Below are 22475 nucleotides of genomic sequence, written 5' to 3' on the forward strand. Positions count from 1 at the left end.
TGTCGACACGGTGCAAACAGACACACCGCATTGGCCGCTTTTACGACCGCTTCGCGCTCGATCGCGGGGCAAGGCCCGCTCCCACCGGGTTCCTGCAACTCACTCTGTTCGAGAAACCCTATGTCTCAGGAAGCCCGTTACAGCCGTATGGTCCCGGAGTTGCGCAAGGCCAACCTGGTCGAAGCGACCCTGGTGTGCCTGAAACGCCACGGCTTCCAGGGCGCCTCGATCCGCAAGATCTCCGCCGAGGCCGGCGTCTCGGTGGGGTTGATCAGCCATCACTATTCGGGCAAGGACGAACTGGTCGCCGAGGCCTACATGGCGGTCACCGGCCGGGTCATGGGGCTGATCCGCGAAGCCATGGCCCAGGCCGCGCCCAATGCCCGCGAACGGCTGTCGGCGTTCTTTCGCGCCTCGTTCTGCGCCGAATTGCTCGACCCGCAACTGCTCGATGCCTGGCTGGCGTTCTGGGGCGCGGTGAAAACCGCCGAGGCGATCAACCAGGTGCACGATCATTCCTACGGCGAGTACCGCAACGAACTGGGCCGGCTGCTGGCGGACCTGGCCACAGAGGAGGGCTGGCAGGCGTTCAACGCCGACCTCGCGGCCATCAGCCTGAGCGCCTTGCTCGACGGCCTGTGGCTGGAATCGGGGCTCAACCCCGGGACCTTCACCCCGGAGCAGGGCGTGCAGATCTGCGAGGCCTGGGTCGATGGTTTGCAAGCCGGTGGGCGCCGGCGCTTCACCCTGATCGAGGGCTGTTGATCGGTCGTTCAGTAATGGGTACGCTGCTGTCGTGAGTCATACAACAATTCCTATAAGAGACAACACGCAATGACGCCTCGGGTACTGGTCGTCGATGACGATCCGCTGATTCGCGACTTGCTGCACGCCTACCTGTCCCAGGAAGGCTACGACGTGCACTGCGCCGCCACGGCGGAGCAGGCCGAGCATTTTCTTGGCGAGCAGGCCGTCGACCTGGTCATGCTCGACATCCGTCTGCCGGGCAAGGATGGCCTGACCCTGACCCGCGAACTGCGGGTGCGCTCGGAAGTCGGCATCATCCTCATCACTGGCCGCAACGACGACATCGACCGCATCGTTGGCCTGGAATGCGGCGCCGACGACTACGTGATCAAACCGCTGAACCCGCGCGAGCTGGTGTCGCGGGCCAAGAACCTGGTGCGCCGGGTGCGCCATGCCCAGGCCGGCAAGCCGCCCAGTGGCGCCAATCATCCGCTCAAGCAGTTTGCCGACTGGGCCCTGGACACCGACCGCCGGCGCCTGATCGACCCCCAGGGCGGCGAAACCCTGCTGACCCATGGCGAGTTCCAGCTGCTCAGCGTGTTCCTGCGCAACAGCGGCCATACCCTCAGCCGCGACCAGTTGATGGACCAGATCCGCAACCGCGAATGGGTGCCCAACGACCGTTCCATCGATGTGCTGGTCGGCCGCTTGCGGCGCAAGCTGCACGATGACCCGGCCGAACCGCAGCTGATCATCACCATTCACGGCGCCGGTTACCTGTTTACCGCCAGCGTGGCGGCCTGAGCGCATGTGGCGGCTGTTCTGGCTCGCCCTGCTGGTGCTCGGCGCCCAGGCCCAGGGCGCCGAGCGCATCCGCTATTGCGACTACCCGGTGTACCCGCCGGTCTCCTGGAGTGACGGCAAGCAGGTGCGCGGCCTGGCGCCGACCGTGGTACGCCAGTTGTTCGCGCGCCTGGGCTATGAGGTGGAGATCGTCGTGCTCGGCAACTGGAAGCGCTGCCTGCTCGATGCCGCCGAAGGCCGGGTCGACGTGGTGTTGGCCTACAACAGCGACCAGCGCGACCAGGGCATGCGTTTTTCCACGGTGCCAGTGCTGCGCGAAGAGGTGGCGGTGTTTTTCAACCGCCAGCGGCCGGTGAAATTCGAGCGCCTTGAGGACCTTGCCAGCTACCGCGGCGGGCTGTTGTTCGGCGAAAGCTACGGCCCTGACTTCGACCGCTTCGTCGCCCGCCACCAGAACATCGAGTGGGTCTCCGACAGCCAGCAGAATTTCGGCAAGCTGATTCGCGGGCGCATCGATTTCGTCATCCAGGAGCGGCGCACCGGCCAGTTGTTCGTCGAACACCTGCCTGGCGCCCAGGACATCCAGGCCTTGCCCACCGCGCTGAGCGTCGACTACCTGCGGGTGGCGGTGTCGCGTCATTCACCCTTGAGCCAGCACATGGCGCAAATCGATGAGCAGTTGCAGCGCATGACCGACAACGGTGAGATCCAGCGCTGGCTGGAACAAAGCGAAGTCACCTACCGCGACATGGTCAACCTGCCGGCGGACGCCCGTTGATGCGCCTGCAACCCGGTGGCCTGCTGCGGCGCCTGCTGCTGTTCATCCTGTTGTTCAGCCTGTGCTTTACCGTGCTGGCCAGCACCGTGCAGTTGTATTTCGAGTACCGCCGCGAGATGCGCGACATCGATTCGCGCATGGCGCTGATTCGCGCCGGCTACCTGGCAAGCCTTGAGCGCAGCCTCTGGGACCTCAACCAGGAGCAACTGAACGTGCAATTGCGCGGCCTGGTGGACTTTTCCGATGTGGCGCGGGTGCGCCTGAGCAGCGCTGATTTCGACTTGCTGCAGGGCGAGGCCGCGCCGCAAGGGCCGCTGCGCATCGAGCGTTTCGCCCTCGACTACCAGCCGCCGTCAGGGCCGCCACGCCATTTGGGCGAGCTGGAAGTCAGCATCGACCTGGGCGCGGTGCACCGGCGCCTGTTCGCCACCGGGCTGACCAGCCTGTTGTGGATGAGCGTGTTCCTCTGCGGCCTGGCCGTGGCCCTGTCGGGGTTGTTCTACCGCCTGGTCACCCGCCACCTGCAGGTGATGGCCGAGTTTGCCCGCCGTATAGGCGCCGGCGATTTGCAGGAGCCGCTGCGCCTGGACAAGCGGCGCTCCAGCCGCGAAGACGAAATCGATACCGTGGCCCACGCCCTGGACGACATGCGGCGCAATATTCTCAGCGATATCGATCGCCGTGAAATCGACCGCCTGGCCCTGCAGGACAAACGCGACGAACTGCAGAAGATGGTCGAGCGCCGCACCGCCAGCCTGATGCATGCCAAGGAGGAGGCCGAGGCGGCGAACCTGGCCAAGTCGCGCTTCCTGGCAACCATGAGCCATGAACTGCGCACCCCGCTCAACGGCATCCTCGGCATGGCCGAACTGCTGCGCGAAGCGCACCTCGACGCCCGTGACCGCAAGCGCCTGGATGCCCTGTACAAAGCCGGCGAAGGTTTGCTGACCATCCTTAACGAAGTGCTGTATTTCGCCCGCCTGGAAGAGGGCGAAAGCCACCCGGAGCCGGTGGACTTCTCCCTGCGCCAATTATGCGATGAGGTCATGACCCTGCTCGAGCCGCGAGCGCTGAACAACGATACGGTGCTGCGCTGTCGCATCGATAGCCAGTTGGCGCCTCGCCAGCACGGCGCCGAGCAGTTTTTGCGTCAGGTGCTTAGCAACTTGCTGGCCAACGCCATCAAGTTCACCGAGGCCGGCGAGGTGAGTGTCGATGTCCAGGTGCTGGACCAGGCGCAAGGCCGCCAACAGTTGCGGGTCAGCGTGCGCGACAACGGCATCGGCATCGCTGCGCCGGTGCAGGGGCGGATTTTCGATCGCTTCGTCCAGGCCAGCGACGCCGTGGCCCGGCGTTACGGCGGCACCGGCCTGGGCCTGGCGATCTGCAAGCACCTGGTCGAGCTGCTCGGTGGGCGCATCGGTCTTGAAAGCGTTGAGGGCCAGGGCAGTTGTTTCTGGTTCGAACTGCAGCTGCAAGCGGCGGCCGCCGAGGCCCCGGCGCTGCTGCCGGCGGCAGCGGTGCAGGCCCTGGATATTCTTGTGGTCGAAGACGTCGAGCTCAACCGCGAGGTGGTGCGCGGCCTGCTGCAGCGTGACGGCCACCGCTTGTGGATGGCCGAAGACGGTGAACAGGCGCTGGAGCTCTGCGCCCAGCGGCGCTTCGAGCTGATCCTGCTCGACGTGCACCTGCCGGGTATCAGTGGCGTCGAGCTGTGCCGGCAGATCCGCCGCATTCCCGGGCCGAACCGCGCTTGCCGGATACTGGCGCTGACCGCCAGCGTGCAACCGGCGCTGGTGCGCGGATTTCTTGCGGCGGGCATGCAGGGCATCCTCGCCAAGCCGCTGAAGCTCGACAGCCTGCGCCAGGCGCTGGCGCAACAGGGGGTGGTGGTCGAGGCGGCGACGGCCGGGCAGGGCATGGACTGGGCGCTGCTCGACACCCATCGCAGCCTGCTCGGCGAACAGAAAGTCCAGGGTTTGCTGACGGTGCTGCGCGATGCCCTCGAACAGCACCAAGGCGCGCTGGCCGAGGCGCTCAAGGCCGGTGACTGCACCGAGGTCGCACACCTGGCCCATCGCCTCGCCGGCAGCAGCGACTCCCTGGGTTTTAGCGGCCTGGCGACGGTACTGCGCGGGCTCGAGGCAGCAGCGCTGGGTAAGCACCAGGCGGCCTTGAATGCACTGCAAGTACCCTTGACCGAGCAGTTGCGCCTGGCCGCACAGACCCTCAAACAGTTGATCCAGAGCTGACGTACAAAAACCTTACGACTTTTTACATCTTCGATCTTCAGGTACAACGCCAGCTTACATCGCTTTCCAATAATCGACGGCAACCGCTGCACGCGGTCTTCGAAGCTTATTGGAGATAATAATAATGAACTGCCGTAAAGCTCAGCCGTCCCCGCACCATCGCCTGTCCCTCCCGCGCTTCAACCACTGTTGAGGTGCCGACATGACTGACTCTACTGACCGTAAAGGCATCCACCTGACCCGTGCGCTGAAAAGCCGGCACATCTTCATGCTGTCGCTGGGCGGGGTGATCGGTACCGGGCTGTTCATGGGCTCGGGGGTGACCATCAACCAGGGCGGGCCCATGGGCGCGATCCTCGCCTACCTGGTGGCCGGTTTTCTGATGTACCTGGTGATGGTCTGCCTGGGCGAGCTGTCGGTGCAGATGCCGGTGTCCGGCTCGTTCCAGACCCACGCGACCAAATTCATCGGCCCGGCCACCGGCTTCATGATCGGCTGGGTGTACTGGATGAGCTGGGCCACCACCGTCGGCCTTGAGTTCACCGCGGCCGGCATGCTGATGGTGCGCTGGTTCCCCGAGGTGCCGATCTGGTACTGGTCGGCGCTGTTCGTGGTGGTGCTGTTCGGCCTCAATGCCCTGGCCACCCGCGCTTTTGGCGAAGCCGAGTACTGGTTCTCGGGGATCAAGGTGGCGGCGATCCTCGGGTTTATCATCGTCGGCGTGCTGGTGATCTTCGGCGCGATCCCGCTGACCAGCGGCGAGCCGGCGCCGATGATGAACAACCTGATTGGCGACTCGATGTTCCCCAACGGCCTGTCGGCGGTGTTCGCAGTGATGATGACCGTGGTCTATGCCTTCCAGGGGTGCGAGATCATGGGCGTGGCCGCCGGTGAAACCGACCAGCCAGAAAAGAGCATCCCGCGGGCGGTGCGCAACGTGGTGTTCCGCGTACTGATCTTCTACGTGCTGGCCATCGTCGTGCTTTCGGCCATCGTGCCGTGGCAGCAGGCCGGGCTGATGGAGAGCCCGTTCGTGCAGGTGTTCGACATGGTCGGCATTCCCTACGCCGCCGACCTGATGAACTTCGTCATCCTTACCGCGATCCTGTCGGTGGGCAACTCCGGCCTGTATGCCTCGACGCGCATCCTCTGGGCCATGTCCAAGACCGGCATGGCGCCCAAGAGCCTGTCGCCCTTGAGCAAGCGCGGCGTGCCGCTGCGGGCCCTGAGCATCACCCTGTGCTTTGCCCTGGTGTCGCTGATGACCAGCTTCGTTGCCGCCGACACCTTGTTCATGGTGCTGATGGCGGTGAGCGGCATGTCCGGCACCGTGACCTGGATCGTCATTGCCCTGGCCCAGTACAAGTTCCGCCGTGCGTACCTGCGCGATGGCGGCAAGCTGGCCGACCTTAAGTACCGCGCGCCGCTGTTCCCGCTGGTGCCGCTGCTGTGCATCACCCTGTGCAGTTCGCTGTTCGTGTTCCTGGCCCTGGACGAAACCCAGCGGCCGTCGCTGTACTGGGGTTTTGGTTTCATCGCCGTGTGTTACGCGGCGTACTTCATCATCCACCGCAAGCGCCAGGCGGTGTTGGCGCCGTCGGTGTAAACCCATCGCGGGGCAAGCCGCTCCTACCTGTAAATGTAGGAGCGGCTTGCCCCGCGATAGGTTGTACAAAGTTGTAACAGGCGCGGCCATTACTTCTCAGTGTAAGTATTTAAATCTCATAAAAACAAGCAATTAGCTCTGTAACTTCATCTGTTACAGCAAGTTATCCAGCCGATTGTCTCCTTGTTGAACACTCGTTTAGTATGGCCTCACGTCATACCTCTCACGGCAACCACAATAATTCGAGGCCACCCATGACCCCTCCTGCGTCGCTGCTCAGCCAGGTCGAAGCCGGCATTGCCTGGATCACCCTCAACCGCCCCGACCAGCGCAACGCGCTGGACATCCCCAGCCTGAAAAACCTGCATGCCTTGCTCGACGCCCATAACGCCGACCCGGCCGTGCGTGTGGTGGTGCTGACCGGCACGGGTCGCAGCTTCTGCGCCGGCGCCGACCTTGCCGAATGGGCCGAGGCCGAATCCCGCGGCGCGCTGGAAAGCTACGGCTGGACCGAAACCGCCCATGCCCTGATGCAGCGCCTGCACAGCCTCGACAAGCCCACCATCGCCGCCATCAACGGCACCGCCGTCGGCGCCGGCATGGACCTGACCCTGTGCTGCGACCTGCGTATTGCAGCGGCCTCGGCGCGGTTCAAGGCTGGCTACACCAGCATGGCCTACAGCCCGGATGCCGGCGCCAGCTGGCACCTGCCACGGCTGATCGGCAGCGAACAGGCCAAGCGCCTGCTGTTTCTCGATGAGCTGTGGGGCGCCGAGCGGGCCCTGGCGGCCGGGCTGGTCGGCGAGGTGTGCGCCGATGAGCAGTTGCAGGCGGTGACCGCAGACCTTGCCGGGCGCCTGGCCAAGGGCCCGACCTTCGCCTTCGCCCAGACCAAGCAGCTGATCCGCGACGGCGCCCAGCGCACCCTGGGCGAGCAGCTACAGGCTGAGCTTGCCGCCGGGCTGCTGTGCGGGCGCAGCGCAGACGGCGCCGAAGCGTTGCGCGCCGCCGTCGAGAAGCGCACTGCTAATTTCGTTGGTAAATAAACACTTACAAGCACTTCTTCAGGATCGACTCATGAATTTCCAACTGACCCAAGAACAACAAATGTTGGTGGAAGCGGTACGCAGTTTTGTCGCCAAGGAGTTACTGCCCCATGAAGAGGCCGTCGACCGCGCCGACGAGGTCTCGCCAGAGCTTGCCGCGCAGATTCGCGGCAAGGCCATCGCCGCCGGCTTCTATGCCTTCAACATGCCCGAGGAAGTCGGCGGTGGCGGCCTCGACTACCTGTCCCAGGCGCTGATCGAACGCGAGCTGTCGAAGGTGTCGTGGGCCCTGCACGTGTTTGTCGCGCGGCCGTCGAAGATCCTCATGGCTTGCAAGGACGAACAGATCAACGATTACCTGCTGCCGTGCATCCAGGGCGAGAAGACCGACTGCTTTGCCCTCACCGAGCCTGGCGCCGGCTCCGATGCCAATGCGATCAAGACCCGCGCCGTGCGCGAGGGCGACAACTTTGTGCTCAACGGCAGCAAGCACTTTATCAGTCATGCCGGGCATGCCGATTTCGCCATTGTCTTTGCCGTCACCGACACCTACCAGCACAACGGCAAGACGCGCAATGCGGTGACCGCCTTCCTGGTCGACCGCGGCACCCCGGGCATGACCATCCGCCGCGGGCCTAAATGCGTGAGCAATCGCGGCTATCACACCTTCGAGCTGTTCTTCGATGACTGCAAGGTGCCGGCCAGCAAGGTGCTCGGTGAGGTCGGCAAGGGCTGGGAAGTGGCCAACGCCTGGCTGACCGCCGGGCGGGTGATGGTTGCCGCCAACTGTGTTGGCCAGGCCCAGCGCGCCCTGGATGTGTCGCTGCAATGGGCGGCCGACCGCAAGCAGTTCGGCCAGCCGATCGGCACCTACCAGGGCATTTCGTTCAAGCTCGCCGACATGGCCACGCAAATCCGCGCCGCTGAGCTATTGACCCTGCACACTGCCTGGAAAATGGACCAGGGCACGATGACCGACGGCGAGGCGGGCATGGCCAAGCTGTTTGCCAGTGAAGTGCTCGGCAAGGTCGCCGATGAGGCGGTGCAGATCTATGGCGGCATGGGCCTGATGGACGAAGGGCCGGTCGAGCGGATCTGGCGCAATGCGCGCATCGAGCGGGTCTGGGAGGGCACCTCGGAGATCCAGCGGCACATCATTTCCCGTGAACTGCTGCGCCCGCTGCTGCGCTGACCAGGAGCCTGCTCATGTTACGAGACAACCTCAAACGCCTGCTCGCCCCGCGCCACCTGGCCTTCGTCGGCGGGCGCAGCATGGCCCGGGCCTTCAAGCGCTGCGCCGAAGGCGGCTACCCAGGGCAGATGTGGCTGGTCAACCCGCAGCACGACAGCCTCGATGGCGTGCCGTGTGTGCGCAGCGTCGCCGAACTGCCCTGTGCGCCGGATGCGGTGTTCATCGCCACCAACCGCGAACTGACCCTGACCTGCGTGGCCGAGCTGGCCGCCAAGGGCGCCGGCGGGGCCATTTGCTACGCCTCGGGCTTTGCCGAAACCGGCGCCGAAGGCCTGGCCCTGCAACAGCAACTGCTCAAGGCCGCCGGCGACATGGCGCTGCTGGGCCCCAACTGCTATGGCTTGCTCGACTACCTGCACAGCTCGGCGCTGTGGCCGGTGGCCCATGGCGGCAAGGCGGTGGAGAAGGGCGTGGCGGTGCTGACCCAGAGCGGCAACTTTGCCTACAACCTGTCGATGAGCGACCGCTCGCTGCCGGTGGCCTACATGGCCTCGGTGGGCAACCAGGCGCAGATCGGTATCGCCGAACTGATGGACGCGCTGCTCGATGAGCCGCGGGTGACCGCCATCGGCCTGCACCTGGAAGGCCTGAAGAACGTGCCGGGCTTTGCCCGCGCCGCGCACAAGGCACTGGAAAAGGGCATCCCGATCATCGCCCTGAAAACCGGGGTGTCGCAGATCGGCGCGCAACTGGCGCTGAGCCACACCAGCTCGCTGTCCGGCTCCGATGCCTTGTACGACAGCCTGTTCGAGCGCCTCGGGGTGATCCGCGTCAGCGGCCCGGTGAGCTTTGTCGAAACCCTCAAGGCCGCCGCCTGCGGCCAGCTGCCCAAGGGCGGCAGGCTGATTGCCCTGGCCTGCTCCGGTGGTGACGCCGGGCTGATTGCCGACTATGCCGAACGCAACGCGCTGAGCCTGCCGAAGCTGGATGACGGCCAGGTCGGCGAGCTGGCCCAGGTGTTGCCAAGCTATGCCAACCTGGTCAACCCGCTGGACTTCACCACGGCGATTTGGGGCGACGCCTGCGCGCTTGAGCGCATGCTCGACAGTGCCCTGCGCACCGAGGCCGATGCGGCCATGCTGGTGCTCGACTACCCGGCCGAGTTCACCGGCGAGCGCAAGGAGTGCGACCTGCTGCTGGAGCTGTACTGCGCGGCGCTCAAACGCCACGGCAAGAGCGGTTTTGTCACCTCGGCCTTGCCCGAGCTGCTGCCGGCCGTTGCCCGCGAGCGCCTGCATGGCCACGGCATTGCCGCGCTGCAGGGCGTCGAGGATGGCCTGGCGGCCTGGGGGCGAATTGCCGCGTACCAGGCCAGGCGCCAGGTGCTGCTTGATCTGGGCGAGTCGGCATTGGCGCCGTTGTGCCCGCAGGCACTGCATGGCGAGGGCGAGCTGCTCACCGAGTGGCAGTCCAAGCAAGCCTTGCAGGCGTTCGGCCTGGCGGTGCCCAAGGGCGTGTTGAGCAGCCCTGAGCAAGCCCTCAAGGATGCTGAAACGGTCGGCTATCCCTTGGTGCTCAAAGCGGTCAGTGCGCAACTGCCGCACAAGACCGAAGCCGGTGCCGTTGCTCTCAACCTGCGTGACCCGCAGGCCCTGGGCGCGGCCCTGGAACAGATGCGTACGCGGATCGCGGCCTATGCGCCGGGTGTAGTGTTCGACCAGGTGCTGCTCGAACCCATGGCCAGCGCGCCGCTGGCCGAGCTGATCGTCGGCATCAAGCGCGAGAACGACTTCGGCCTGGCGCTGGTGATCGGCGCGGGCGGCATCCTCGTCGAGTTGCTCAAGGACAGCACCAGCCTGCTGCTGCCGACCACCGACGGCGCCATCCGCAAGGCCGTGCTCGGCCTGCGCAGCGCCGCCTTGCTCCAGGGCTTTCGCGGCCGTGAAGCGGCCGACCTCGAGGCGCTGGTGGCGGCGATTCGTGCGGTGGCCGACTACGCCTGTGAGAACGCCGCGCAATTGCTCGAACTGGATGTCAACCCATTAATGGTCGGTGCCCAGGGCACCACCGCGGTCGATGCGTTGATTCGCCTCGGCCAGGTGTAAGGAGATGAACATGCACAACAGCCCATTGACCGGTGGCCAGGCCCTGGTGCGCCTGTTGGCCAACTACGGCGTCGATACCGTGTTCGGCATTCCCGGGGTACACACCCTGGAGCTCTACCGCGGCCTGCCCGGCAGCGGCATCCGCCACGTGCTGACCCGCCACGAGCAGGGCGCAGGCTTCATGGCCGACGGTTATGCGCGGGTCAGCGGCAAGCCGGGGGTGTGTTTCGTCATCACCGGCCCCGGGGTTACCAACGCCGCCACCGCCATCGGCCAGGCGTACGCCGATTCGATTCCGATGCTGGTGATTTCCAGCGTCAACCATACCGCGAGCCTCGGCAAAGGCTGGGGTTGCCTGCACGAAACCCAGGACCAGCGCGCCATGACCGCGCCGATCACAGCGTTTTCTGCGGTGGCCCTGAGCGCCGAGGACCTGCCCGAGCTGATCGCCCGGGCTTACGCAGTGTTCGACAGCGAACGCCCGCGCCCGGTGCATATTTCGGTGCCGCTGGATGTGCTGGCCGCACCGGTCGCCCGCGACTGGAGCAATGAAGTGGTGCGCCGCCCGGGCCGGGGCGTGCCGGCCAGCAGCGCGCTGGATCAGGCCGCAGGCAAATTGGCCGGCGCCAAACGGCCGATGATCATCGCCGGTGGCGGTGCCCTGGCCGCGGCCCAGGAGCTGCAACAACTGAGCACCCGCCTGGCCGCGCCGCTGTTCACCAGCGTTGCCGGCAAAGGCCTGCTGCCACCCGATGCGCCGCTCAATGCCGGCTCAGCGTTGTGCGTGGAGCCAGGCTGGCAACTGATCGCCGAGGCCGATGTGATCCTTGCGGTCGGCACCGAAATGGCCGACACCGACTTCTGGCGTGAACGGTTGCAACTCAATGGCGAGTTGCTGCGGGTGGATATCGATCCGCGCAAGTTCAACGACTTCTACCCCTGTGCCGTGGCCTTGCAGGGCGATGCCCGGCAGACCGTCGCGGCGTTGCTCGAACGTTTGCCGCCAGCACCGCGTGATGCCGCTGCCGCCAGTGCTGCGGTCGCCAGCCTGCGCCAGGCGGTCAAGGCCAGCCATGGCCCGCTGCAGGCAATCCACCAGGCAATCCTGGACCGGGTTGCCGCAGCGCTTCCGGCCAACGCCTTTATCAGCACCGACATGACCCAGCTGGCCTACACCGGCAACTATGTCTATGCCAGCCGCGCGCCCCGTAGCTGGCTGCACCCCACCGGCTACGGCACCCTCGGTTACGGCTTGCCTGCCGGTATCGGCGCCATGTTCGCCACGGCTGACCGCCCGGGCCTGGTGCTGGTCGGTGATGGCGGGTTCCTCTACACCGCCCAGGAACTGGCCACTGCGGTCGAAGAACTGGACCGGCCGCTGGTGGTCCTGCTGTGGAACAACGATGCCCTGGGGCAGATTCGCGACGACATGCTCGGCCTGGATATCGAGCCAATCGGCGTGCTGCCGCGCAACCCGGACTTCATCGGCCTGGCCCGGGCCTTTGGTTGCAACGTGGCGCAGCCACACAGCCTGGATGACCTGCAACGGGAACTGCGCAGCGGCTTTGCCCGCAATGGCGTGACCCTGATCGAGCTCAAGCACGCCTGCGCGCGCTGAGCTTCAACTGCCTTTTTGGGAGACTGCCATGCGTTTTTCCGCTCTGACCCAACGTATCGCCGGTGACGGTGCCGCTGCCTGGGAGATTCACTATCGCGCCCTTGAGCTGCTGGAAAAAGGCCAGGACGTGTTGCTGCTGTCGGTCGGCGACCCGGATTTCGACACCCCGGCGCCGATCGTTGAGGCCGCCATCGACAGCCTGCGCAACGGCCACACCCATTACTCCGATGTGCGCGGCAAACTGGCCCTGCGCCAGGCCATTGCCCGCCGCCATCAGCAACGCAGCGGCCAGCCGACCGGCGCCGATCAGGTGACGGTGCTGGCCGGCGCTCAATGCGCGCTGTTCTGCGTGGCCCAGTGCCTGCTCAACCCCGGTGATGAGGTGATTGTCGCCGAGCCGATGTACGTTACTTACGAAGCGGTGTTCGGCGCCTGTGGCGCCACGGTGATCCCGGTGCCGGTGCGCCCGGAGAACGGCTTTCGGGTCCAGGCTGAAGATGTCGCCGCGCGCATCACCCCCAAGACCCGCGCCCTGGCCCTCAACAGCCCGCACAACCCCTCCGGCGCCAGCCTGCCGCGCAGCACCTGGGAGGCCCTGGCCGAATTGTGCATTGCCCATGACCTGTGGCTGATTTCCGATGAGGTCTACAGCGAGCTGCTGTACGACGGCGAGCACATCAGCCCCGGCAGCCTGCCGGGCATGGCCGAGCGCACCGCAACCTTGAACAGTTTGTCCAAGTCCCATGCCATGACTGGCTGGCGGGTGGGCTGGGTGGTCGGCTCGCAGGCTTTGGCCACGCACCTGGAAAACCTCGCACTGTGCATGCTCTACGGCTCGCCGGACTTCATCCAGGACGCCGCCGTGGTGGCTCTGGAGCAACAACTGCCGGAGCTTGCGGCCATGCGCGAAGCCTACCGCCAGCGCCGTGACCTGGTCTGCGAGTGCCTGGCCGATTGCCCGGGCTTGCGTGCGCTCAAGCCCGATGGCGGCATGTTCGTGATGGTCGATATCCGCGAAACCGGCCTTAGCGCCCAGGCGTTCTCCTATCGCCTGCTCGATCACCATGGCGTCTCGGTACTTGCCGGCGAAGCGTTCGGCCCCAGCGCCGCCGGGCATATCCGCCTGGGCCTGGTGCTCGGCGCCGAACCGCTGCGCGAGGCTTGCCAGCGTATTGCCCGCTGCGCCGCCGAACTGATGGAGGGCAAGGCCCATGGCTGACTATTCGCGGCTGTTTATCGATGGCAGCTGGCAACTGCCGTCGGGGCAGGGCCTGGCCGAGGTGATCAATCCGGCCACCGAAACCGTGGCAGGCAGGGTGCCGCTGGGCGACGAGCACGACGTCAACCGCGCGGTGGCAGCTGCGCGCCATGCCTTTGGCAGTTGGTCGCAAACCCCGTCCAGCGTGCGCGCAGGTTTCATCCGCGCCCTGGCCGAGCAGCTCAAGGCCCGCGCCGATGAGATGGCCGCCGTGATCACCAGCGAGCTGGGCATGCCGGTGCAATGGTGCCGGGCGGTGCAGGTCGACGGGCCGATTGTCGGCCTTGAGCAGTACATCGAACTGGCCGGGCTGATGGATGAGGTGCGCGAGGTCGGCAACTCGCTGGTGGTGCGCGAGGCCGTCGGTGTGTGCGCCTTCATCAACCCCTGGAACTACCCGCTGCACCAGTTGATCGGCAAGCTCGCCCCGGCCCTGGCCGCCGGTTGCACGGTGGTGCTCAAGCCGAGCCAGGAAACCCCGCTGCATGCCTTTTTGCTGGCCGAGATGATCGATGCCATCGGCTTGCCGGCCGGGGTCTTCAACCTGGTCAGCGGCCCCGGCGCCAAGGTCGGCGAGGCGCTGGCCCGCCACCCGCAAGTCGACATGGTGTCGTTCACCGGCTCTACCGGCGCCGGTGTGCGCGTGGCCCAGGCGGCGGCGCCGTCGGTCAAGCGCGTGTGCTTGGAACTGGGCGGAAAGTCGCCGTTGTTGATCACCGCCGACGCCGACCTGGAAGCCGCGGTGCGCTATGGCGTGCAGGACGTAATGATCAATTCCGGGCAGACCTGCACGGCACTGACGCGCATGCTGTTGCCGGCCAGCCGTTATGAAGAGGCTCTGGCAATCGCCGTGGATGAAACCCGCAGCCTGGTCATGGGCGACCCGCAAGACCCCGGCAGCTTCCTCGGCCCGATGTGTTCGGCAGCGCAGCGGCGCACCGTGCTGGACTACATCCGCATCGGCCAGGAGGAGGGCGCACGGCTGTTGTGTGGCGGCGACACGGCGCCAGGTTTCGAGCGTGGCTTCTACGTGGCGCCAACGCTGTTCGCTGACGTCGACAACCGCATGCGTATCGCCCAGGAAGAGATCTTCGGCCCGGTGCTGTGCCTGATCCCCTATGCCGATGAGGCGCAAGCGCTGGCCATCGCCAATGACTCGCCCTTTGGTTTGTCCAGCGCAGTGTGGGCGGCCGACCGCGAGCGGGCCCTGCACCTGGGCCGGCAACTGCGCGCCGGGCAGTGCTTTATCAATGGCGCGGCGTTCAACTACCAGGCGCCGTTCGGCGGCTACAAGACCTCGGGCAATGGCCGCGAATGGGGCGAGGAGGGCCTGGCCGAGTTCGTCGAGACCAAGGCCATTCAGCTCTGAAGTGTCGGGCAGGCTCAGGCCTGCCCGATGTTGTCCTGCGGCTTGTCGAAGGCGACGAACAACTGGTCGGCGGTGATGGCCCCCAGGTCCAGACGCATGTTGGCTTCGAGCATGGCGAACAGGCGGGTGAACACCTCGAACACTTTGCAATGATCTTCCATGCCGGAAAACGGGTTGTCGATTTTCTCGGCGATCAGCGAGCTCTCCTGCACCGCGTCATAGACCTCGCGCAGGGTGATCTCGCTGGCCGGGCGGGCCAGGGTCAAGCCGCCATGGGCGCCACGCCAGGACTTGAGGATATTGGCCTTGACCATCAGCGAGACCAGGCTGCGCACCCGCGTGGGGTGGGTCTTGACCCACTTGGCGATGGTCTCGGTGCGCAGCTTTTGCGGCGCATTGGCGGCCACGAACGAGAGGATGTACGAGGCGGTGATCAGGCGGGTCGACTGGCTCATCTGGCGAAGTCCCTTGTCTGTGGGAGCGGGCTTGCCCCGCGAATCGATGTGACTGAAAAAAACCTATCGCGGGGCAAGCCCGCTCCTACAGAGGAAGGGGATTGGCAGCGACGTGTTTTTGAGTTTAATGTATTTGTTACGATGACAATTACAAATATTTGCATCGATGCGTGCGAGGTTGGCTGAATCCTTTTCTCTGCAGTTCTACAGGGGCAATGCCATGAGCGATAACAACAACAAGATTACTCAAGCGATGCACGACAGCGGCCTGCCGCGTCGGGATTTTCTCAAGTACAGCGCCGCTGCGGCGGCCGTGGCCGGGGTGCTTTCCCTGGGTTTGCCGCTGCACGGCCGGGCCGAGGAGGCCACCCCGAAAGCCGGTGGCGTACTGCGCATGGGCCTGGCCGGTGGCAGCACCACCGACTCCCGCGACCCGGGCTCATGGAGCGACACCTTCACCTTTGTCGGTTTCTCTGCGGTCTACAACACCTTGAGTGAAATCAGCGTCGACGGCACGGCGATTCCCGAGCTTGCCGAGCGCTGGGAGTCCAGCCCCGACGCGCGTGTCTGGACCTTCACCCTGCGCCAGGGCGTGACCTTCCATAACGGCAAGACCCTCGATGCCGGCGACGTGGTCGCCTCGATCCAGCACCATCTGGGTGACAAGTCCACCTCGGCGGCCAAGACCGTGCTCGGCGATGTCGCCAAGGTCAGCGCCCAGGGCACCGACACCGTGGTGTTCGAGCTGCACTCGGGCAATGCCGACTTCGCCTACGTGGTGGCCGACTATCATCTGGTGATCATGCCGGCCAAGGACGGCGCCGCCGACTGGCAGGCCGGGGTCGGCACCGGTGGCTATCGCCTCAAGGGCTTCGAGCCCGGCGTACGCATGGACCTTGAACGCAGCCCGGATTACTGGAAAGCCGGCCGCGCGCATTTCGCCAGCGCCGAACTGCTGGCCATCGCCGATGGCGCGGCGCGGGTCAACGCCCTGGTCACAGGGCAAGTCGATGTGATCAACAAGGTCGACCTGAAGACCGTCGCTCTGCTCAAGCGTAATCCCAACCTGGTCATCGAAGAGACCAAGGGCGCCCAGCATTACACCTTCCCGATGCTCACCGACAGCCAGCAGTTCCAGGACAACAACATCCGCCTGGCGCTCAAGCATGCGATCAACCGTGAAACCCTGCTGGCCTCGGTGCTCTACGGCTACGGCCAGATCGGCAACGACCACCCGATCCAGCCCGGCAGCCGCTTCATCAATAGCGCCCTGGAGCAGCGCGGCTATGACCCGGACAAGGCGCGGTTCTATCTGCGCCAGGCTGGGGTCGATTCGCTCAAGGTGCGCCTGCAGGCCTCCGACGCCGCCTACACCGGCGCGGTCGACGCCTCGGTGCTGTTCAAGGAACAGGCGCGCCAGGCTGGCATCGACATCGACGTGGTGCGCGAACCTGCCGACGGCTTTTTCTCCAATGTGTGGATGAAGCAGCCGTTCACCACCTCGTTCTGGTACAGCAGCCTGACCGCCGACCGCATGTTCAGCATCGGCTACGCCAAGGGCGCGGCCTGGAACGAGACGCACTGGGACAACGCCCGCTTCAACCAGTTGCTCAACGCCGCCCGCGGCGAGATGAACGCGCCGCTGCGCCAGGAGATGTACAACGAAATGCAGGCCCTGTGCCGCGACGAGGGCGGGGCGATCGTGCCGCTGTTCGCAAACTCCGTGGCCGCGCGCTCCAAACGGGTGGCCCACGGTGGGCTGACCGCGCCTTACGGCGAGCTCGACGGCCTGCGGTTGATCGAGCGCTGGTGGCAGGCGTAAGCCCGACACGTTGCTTGCACCTTCTTTCGTTGAGCCTGTTCGAGGAGCTGTACGGTGAATAGTCTTTGCAAACTGCTGCTCCAGCGCCTGGCCCTGGGCCTGCTGGCGCTGTTGGCGGTGTCGGTGATCATCTTCCTGGCCGTTGGCATGCTCCCGGGCGACGTCGCCCAGGCCATGCTCGGCCAGGCGGCAACCCCCGAGACCGTCGCCGCCTTTCGCGCCCAACTGGGCCTGGACCTGCCGGCGCTGACCCGCTTCGGCCACTGGGCCTGGCAACTGCTGCACGGTGACCTTGGCCTGTCGCTGGCCAACCAGCGGCCGATTGCCGAGCTGATCGGCACGCGCCTGGGCAACACCTTTACCCTGGCCTTGCTGGCGGCGCTGGTGTCGGTGCCGGTGGCTTTGCTGCTGGGCATGCTCGCGGCGCTGTACCGCAACAGCTGGTTCGACCGGCTGCTCAACACCAGCGCCCTGAGTGCGGTGTCGTTCCCGGAGTTTTTCGTCGCCTACATCCTGATCCTGGTGTTCGCGGTCAAGCTCAACTGGTTGCCGAGCATCTCCAACCTGGCCCCGGGTGCGTCCTTCGCCGAGGTGCTGGAGCGGTCGCTGCTGCCGGTGCTGACCCTGAGCCTGGTGGTGATCGCACAGATGATGCGCATGACCCGCGCGGCCTTGATCAACCTGCTGGCCAGCCCGTATATCGAGATGGCCCGGCTCAAGGGCATCAGCCAGGCGCGGATCATCTTCCACCACGCCTTGCCCAATGCCCTGGCACCGATCATCAACGTGGTGGCGCTGAACCTGGCCTACCTGGTGGTTGGCGTGGTGGTGGTCGAGGTGGTGTTCGTCTACCCGGGGCTCGGCCAGCTGCTGGTCGATTCGGTGTCCAAGCGCGACATCCCGGTGGTGCAGGCCTGCAGCCTGATCTTCGCCGCCACCTACATTCTGCTCAATACCACGGCCGACGTGCTGTCGATTGCCAGCAACCCACGCCTGATGCATCCGAAGGGGTAAGCCATGAGCCTGATCAAAGCGTTGTTGCGGGCGCCGTTGAGCGCCCAGTTCGGCCTGTTGGTGATTGTTGCCTACATTCTGGTGGCGATGTTCGCGCCGGTGCTGGCGCCGTTTGGCGAGACCGAAGTGGTTGGCGAGGGCTTCGCACCCTGGGGCGGGCAGTTCCTGCTGGGCACCGATAACCTTGGCCGCGACATGTTCAGCCGCCTGGTGTATGGCGCGCGCAACACCCTGGGGATCGCCTTCCTGACCACCTTGCTGGCCTTTGCCGTCGGCGGTTTCTGCGGCCTGGTGGCGGCGATCAGGGGCGGCTGGATCGACCAGGGCCTGTCGCGCCTGGTGGATATCCTCATGGCCATCCCGCAGCTGATCTTCGCCTTGCTGATCCTCAGCGTGGTTGGCACCAATGCCACCTCGCTGGTGCTGGTGATCGCGCTGCTCGATGCTACCCGGGTGTTTCGCCTGTCGCGGGCGGTGGCGATGACCGTGGTGGTCCAGGACTTCGTCGAGGCCGCCCGGCTTCGTGGCGAGGGGCTGTGGTGGCTGGTCAGCCGCGAGGTGCTGCCCAATGCCGCTGCGCCGCTGATTGCCGAGTTCGGCCTGCGCTTTTGCTTTGTGTTTTTGTTCATCAGTGCGCTGTCGTTCCTGGGCCTGGGCATCCAGCCGCCAACCGCCGACTGGGGCAGCATGGTCCGCGACAACGCCGTGCTGATTACTTTCGGCGATATCAGCCCGTTGCTGCCGGCCCTGGCGGTGGCGCTGATCACCGTCAGCGTCAACTTTGTCGTGGACTGGGTGCTGCATCAATCCAGTGGCCTGAAGGAGTGCTGAGCATGAGCGTACATTCAACTGACAAGCCGCTGCTGGACATCCGCGACCTGCGCATCGAAGGCCATTACCAGGACACCTGGCACCCACTGATCAAGGGCATCGACCTAAGCCTGCAACGCGGCGAAGTACTGGGTCTGATTGGTGAATCGGGGGCGGGCAAGTCGACCCTGGGGCTGGCCGCCATGGGCTATGTGCGCGACGGTTGCCGCATCACCGGTGGCTCGGTGCGCTTCGACGGCCGGGAGCTGGTCGGCGCCAAGCCCGAAGCCCTGCGCAAGTTGCGCGGCCTGCGTATCGCCTATGTTGCGCAAAGCGCGGCGGCCTCGTTCAACCCGGCACACCGGCTGATCGACCAGCATGTCGAGACCGCGGTGAAGAACGGCGGTATCGACCGTGCCAAGGCGCAAGCCGAAGCGGTCGAGCTGTACCGCGTGCTGCGCCTGCCCAACCCCGAACAGATCGGCCAGCGTTACCCCCACCAGGTCTCCGGCGGCCAGTTGCAACGGGTCATGACCGCCATGGCTATGGCCTGCCACCCGGACTTGATCATCTTCGACGAACCGACCACGGCGCTGGACGTCACCACCCAGATCGAAGTGCTGGCGGCGATTCGCGAGGCGCTGAAAACCTACGACAGCGCCGCCCTGTACATCAGCCACGACCTGGCGGTGGTGGCGCAGATGGCCGACCGCATCATGGTCCTGCGCCACGGCAAGCTGGTGGAAGAGGCCGACACCCGGACCATGCTCGACACCCCTCAGCAGGATTACACCAAGTCGCTGTGGGCGGTACGCAGCTTTCGTACCGAACCCAAGCCGTACCCGGCGCAGGCGACGCCGCTGCTGGAGGTGCGCAAGGCCAGTGCCAGTTACGGCCACCAGCCGGTGCTGCATGAGGTCTCGCTCACGCTCCATCGCGGCCAGACCCTGGCGGTGATCGGTGAGTCGGGCAGCGGCAAGAGCTCAACCGCGCGGCTGATCACCGGCCTGTTGCCGCCGACTTCAGGCCAGGTGTTGTATGACGGTGAAGCGCTGCCGGCCGATTATCGCCAGCGCAGCAAGGAGCAACTGCGCCGGGTGCAGATGATCTACCAGATCCCCGACACCGCCCTCAACCCGCGCCAGCGCATCGTCGACATCATCGGCCGGCCGCTGAGCTTCTACCTCGGCCTCAAAGGCCAGGCCCTGCGCCAGCGGGTCGCCGAACTGCTGGAGATGATCGAGCTCGACCCGGCGCGCTACATGGACCGCCAGCCCCGCGAGCTGTCCGGCGGGCAGAAGCAGCGCATCTGCATCGCTCGGGCGCTGGCGGCCGAGCCGCAGCTGATCATCTGCGACGAAGTTACCTCGGCCCTCGATCAACTGGTGGCCGAAGGCGTTCTGAAGCTGCTCACCCGCATCCAGCAGCAACTGGGCGTGGCTTATCTGTTCATCACCCACGACGTCGCCACCGTGCGCGCCATCGCCGACGAGGTGCTGGTGATGCAGCGCGGGCAGGTGGTCGATCACGGCAGCCGCGAGGCGATCTTTACCCCACCGCACCGCGACTACACCGGCTTGTTGTTCTCCAGCGAGCCGGAAATGGACCCGGACTGGCTCGACCGCCTGCTGGCCAAGCGGGCGCTGATTTCCCCTGTGCAAACCGTTTAAGGACCCCTCATGAATGTACTGATCGTTCACGCTCACCCCGAGCCGCAATCCTTCACTGCCGCCCTGCGCGACCAGGCCGTTGCAACCTTCACCGCCCAGGGTCACCAGGTGCAGGTCAGCGACCTGTATGCGATGAACTGGAACCCGGTGGCCAGCGCCGCTGACTTCGTCAGCCGCGAGAACCCCGATTACCTGGTGTATGCCCTGGAGCAGCGCCTGGGAGTCAAAAGTCAGTCGATTGCCGCCGACATCCAGCAGGAGCTCGACAAGCTGCTGTGGGCGGACCTTGTGGTGCTGAATTTCCCGATCTTCTGGTTCTCGGCACCGGCCATGCTCAAGGGCTGGATCGACCGTGTGCTGGTGTCCGGGGTGTGCTACGGCGGCAAGCGCTTTTATGACCAGGGCGGGCTGGCGGGCAAGAAGGCGCTGGTCACCGTGACCCTCGGCGGGCGCGAGCACATGTTCGGCGAAGGGGCGATTCACGGGCCGCTGGAGGACATGCTGCGACCGATCCTGCGCGGCACCCTGGCCTACGTCGGCTTCGAGGTGCTGGAGCCGTTCGTGGCCTGGCACGTGCCGTATATCAGCGACGAGGCGCGCAAGGACTTTTTGCGCAGCTATCAGCAGCGCCTGGAGCATCTGTCCGATGACCAGCCGCTGGTGTTTCCGCGCCTGGCGCAGTTTGATGAGGCGTTGTATCCGTTGGCTTGACCCGCGATAAAAACGACACCTACCCATTCGGGGTATGGTCGCCATCAACGGCTCCCGCGATAGTAACTCCGTCGGCTCACACCGAGCAGATCTGGTGACACGACGGAGTGGCTATGCGAAAGACACTGAAGGTGATTTCCAGTCTGTTGCTCGCGCCCCTGGCAGCGGCGGCCCTTGCCGCCGACGACGGGGCGGGCAACACACTCAGGCTGTACAACTGGACGGACTACATCGGCGAAACGACCCTCGCCGACTTTGAACAAGCCACCGGCATCAAGGTCATCTACGACACCTTCGACGGCTACGAAACGGTGCAGACCAAACTGCTGACCGGGCGCTCGGGCTACGACCTGGTGGTGCTCAACGCCTCCCTGGTGCCGCCGCTGATCAAGGCCCGGGTATTCCAGCCGCTGGACAAAAAGCAGCTGCCCAGCTGGAACAACCTCGACCCGCAGGTGCTCAGCACCCTGCAAGGCTACGACCCGGGCCTTGCGTATTCGGCGCCCTACACCTGGGGCAGCTCGGGGGTGACCTACAACGTCGACAAGATCAAGGCACGCATGCCCGATGCGCCCATCGGCTCGCTGGCCATGCTGTTCGACCCGAAGATCGTCTCGCGCTTCGCCGACTGCGGCGTGACCTTGATGGATGCACCCAGCGAAGTCATCCCGCTGGCCCTCAAGTACCTGGGGCGCGACCCCAACAGCGCCAGCGCCGATGACCTCAAGGCGGCCCAGCAGTTGCTGCTCGGCGTGCGGCCGTTCATCAACAAATTCGACTCGGTCAACTACCTGACCAGCCTGCCCAACGGTGATACCTGCCTGGCATTGACCTGGTCCGGCGACTACGCCACCGCCCAGGCGCGGGCCGAGGAGGCGAAGAACAACATCAAGCTGTCGTTCTTCATCCCGCAGGAAGGCTCGCTGATCTGGTTCGACAACCTTTACCTGCCCAGCGACGCGCCGCACCCGGCCAACGCCCACCGTTTCATCGAATTCCTCCTGCAGCCGCAGAACATCGCCAAGGTCAGCAACTACATCCACTACGCCAACAGCAACGCCGCTGCCACGCCCTTGGTGCAGGCCGAGATTCGCGACGACCCGGCGATCTACCCGGACGCCGCCACCCGCCAGCGCCTGTTCGCGCAGAAAACCCAGAGCGGCAAGGACATGCGCGCCATCACCCGGGTCTGGAGCACGGTCAAGAGCGGTAGCTGAC

General features: G+C 65.4%; 18 protein-coding genes. 17 read left to right on the forward strand and 1 reads right to left on the reverse strand.

What is annotated here, in order from left to right; all coding sequences use genetic code 11:
* The first annotated feature begins 120 nt into the window (after positions 1-120).
* The 11 genes from ACIOVF_RS14890 to ACIOVF_RS14940 all read left to right on the forward strand — a co-directional run bounded on the left by ACIOVF_RS14890 (position 121) and on the right by ACIOVF_RS14940 (position 14775).
* On the forward strand, positions 121-765 hold the full coding sequence (locus ACIOVF_RS14890) for a TetR family transcriptional regulator C-terminal domain-containing protein (RefSeq protein ID WP_093383240.1): 645 nt from the start codon (positions 121-123) through the stop codon (positions 763-765).
* A gap of 69 nt (positions 766-834) precedes the next feature.
* A complete protein-coding gene (locus ACIOVF_RS14895; protein ID WP_045198803.1) occupies positions 835-1551 on the forward strand; it encodes a response regulator in 717 nt (238 codons plus the stop codon).
* A gap of 4 nt (positions 1552-1555) precedes the next feature.
* Entirely contained in the window at positions 1556-2329 is a 774-nt protein-coding gene (locus ACIOVF_RS14900) for an ABC transporter substrate-binding protein (RefSeq protein ID WP_045198805.1), read from the forward strand.
* A complete protein-coding gene (locus ACIOVF_RS14905) occupies positions 2326-4581 on the forward strand; it encodes an ATP-binding protein (protein ID WP_401290406.1) in 2256 nt (751 codons plus the stop codon). The genes ACIOVF_RS14900 and ACIOVF_RS14905 overlap by 4 nt, the downstream gene beginning before the upstream one ends.
* 202 nt (positions 4582-4783) lie before the next feature.
* On the forward strand, positions 4784-6187 hold the full coding sequence (locus ACIOVF_RS14910) for an amino acid permease (RefSeq protein ID WP_045198808.1): 1404 nt from the start codon (positions 4784-4786) through the stop codon (positions 6185-6187).
* Positions 6188-6441: 254 nt separating this feature from the next.
* Positions 6442-7233 carry an enoyl-CoA hydratase/isomerase family protein gene (locus tag ACIOVF_RS14915; protein WP_401290409.1) on the forward strand — a complete coding sequence of 264 codons (792 nt, stop codon included), beginning with the start codon at positions 6442-6444 and terminating at the stop codon, positions 7231-7233.
* 31 nt (positions 7234-7264) lie between these two features.
* Positions 7265-8425: an acyl-CoA dehydrogenase family protein gene (locus ACIOVF_RS14920; protein WP_045198812.1), complete on the forward strand. Its 1161-nt coding sequence runs from the start codon at positions 7265-7267 to the stop codon at positions 8423-8425.
* 14 nt (positions 8426-8439) lie between these two features.
* Positions 8440-10530: an acetate--CoA ligase family protein gene (locus tag ACIOVF_RS14925; RefSeq protein WP_045198813.1), complete on the forward strand. Its 2091-nt coding sequence runs from the start codon at positions 8440-8442 to the stop codon at positions 10528-10530.
* Positions 10531-10540: 10 nt separating this feature from the next.
* A complete protein-coding gene (locus ACIOVF_RS14930) occupies positions 10541-12148 on the forward strand; it encodes a 5-guanidino-2-oxopentanoate decarboxylase (protein WP_401290414.1) in 1608 nt (535 codons plus the stop codon).
* A gap of 28 nt (positions 12149-12176) precedes the next feature.
* A complete protein-coding gene (locus ACIOVF_RS14935; protein WP_401290417.1) occupies positions 12177-13367 on the forward strand; it encodes a pyridoxal phosphate-dependent aminotransferase in 1191 nt (396 codons plus the stop codon).
* On the forward strand, positions 13360-14775 hold the full coding sequence (locus ACIOVF_RS14940; RefSeq protein WP_401290419.1) for an aldehyde dehydrogenase family protein: 1416 nt from the start codon (positions 13360-13362) through the stop codon (positions 14773-14775). The genes ACIOVF_RS14935 and ACIOVF_RS14940 overlap by 8 nt, the downstream gene beginning before the upstream one ends.
* A gap of 14 nt (positions 14776-14789) precedes the next feature.
* Here the strand turns inward: ACIOVF_RS14940 and ACIOVF_RS14945 are convergent, their stop codons facing one another.
* A complete protein-coding gene (locus ACIOVF_RS14945; protein WP_093383213.1) occupies positions 14790-15230 on the reverse strand; it encodes an Rrf2 family transcriptional regulator in 441 nt (146 codons plus the stop codon).
* Positions 15231-15450: 220 nt separating this feature from the next.
* Here ACIOVF_RS14945 and ACIOVF_RS14950 point away from each other — a divergent pair, with 220 nt between their 5' ends.
* The 6 genes from ACIOVF_RS14950 to ACIOVF_RS14975 all read left to right on the forward strand — a co-directional run bounded on the left by ACIOVF_RS14950 (position 15451) and on the right by ACIOVF_RS14975 (position 22474).
* Positions 15451-17052, forward strand: coding sequence for an ABC transporter substrate-binding protein (locus ACIOVF_RS14950; RefSeq protein ID WP_401290422.1), 1602 nt, complete (start codon positions 15451-15453; stop codon positions 17050-17052).
* A 54-nt stretch (positions 17053-17106) separates the two neighbouring features.
* Positions 17107-18066 (forward strand): ABC transporter permease, encoded by a 960-nt coding sequence (locus ACIOVF_RS14955; protein ID WP_401290424.1) that lies wholly within the window; start codon positions 17107-17109, stop codon positions 18064-18066.
* A gap of 3 nt (positions 18067-18069) precedes the next feature.
* A complete protein-coding gene (locus ACIOVF_RS14960; RefSeq protein WP_195883948.1) occupies positions 18070-18897 on the forward strand; it encodes an ABC transporter permease in 828 nt (275 codons plus the stop codon).
* 2 nt (positions 18898-18899) lie between these two features.
* Positions 18900-20546 (forward strand): ABC transporter ATP-binding protein, encoded by a 1647-nt coding sequence (locus tag ACIOVF_RS14965; RefSeq protein ID WP_093383201.1) that lies wholly within the window; start codon positions 18900-18902, stop codon positions 20544-20546.
* 9 nt (positions 20547-20555) lie between these two features.
* The gene (locus ACIOVF_RS14970; protein ID WP_045198821.1) at positions 20556-21257 is read left to right on the forward strand and encodes an NAD(P)H-dependent oxidoreductase; all 702 of its coding nucleotides are present in this window, start codon (positions 20556-20558) and stop codon (positions 21255-21257) included.
* Between the two features lie 113 nt (positions 21258-21370).
* A complete protein-coding gene (locus ACIOVF_RS14975; RefSeq protein WP_045198823.1) occupies positions 21371-22474 on the forward strand; it encodes a polyamine ABC transporter substrate-binding protein in 1104 nt (367 codons plus the stop codon).
* Position 22475: the final 1 nt, after the last annotated feature.

The sequence above is a fragment of the Pseudomonas sp. NPDC087612 genome, assembly GCF_044743505.1.
GTDB lineage: Bacteria > Pseudomonadota > Gammaproteobacteria > Pseudomonadales > Pseudomonadaceae > Aquipseudomonas.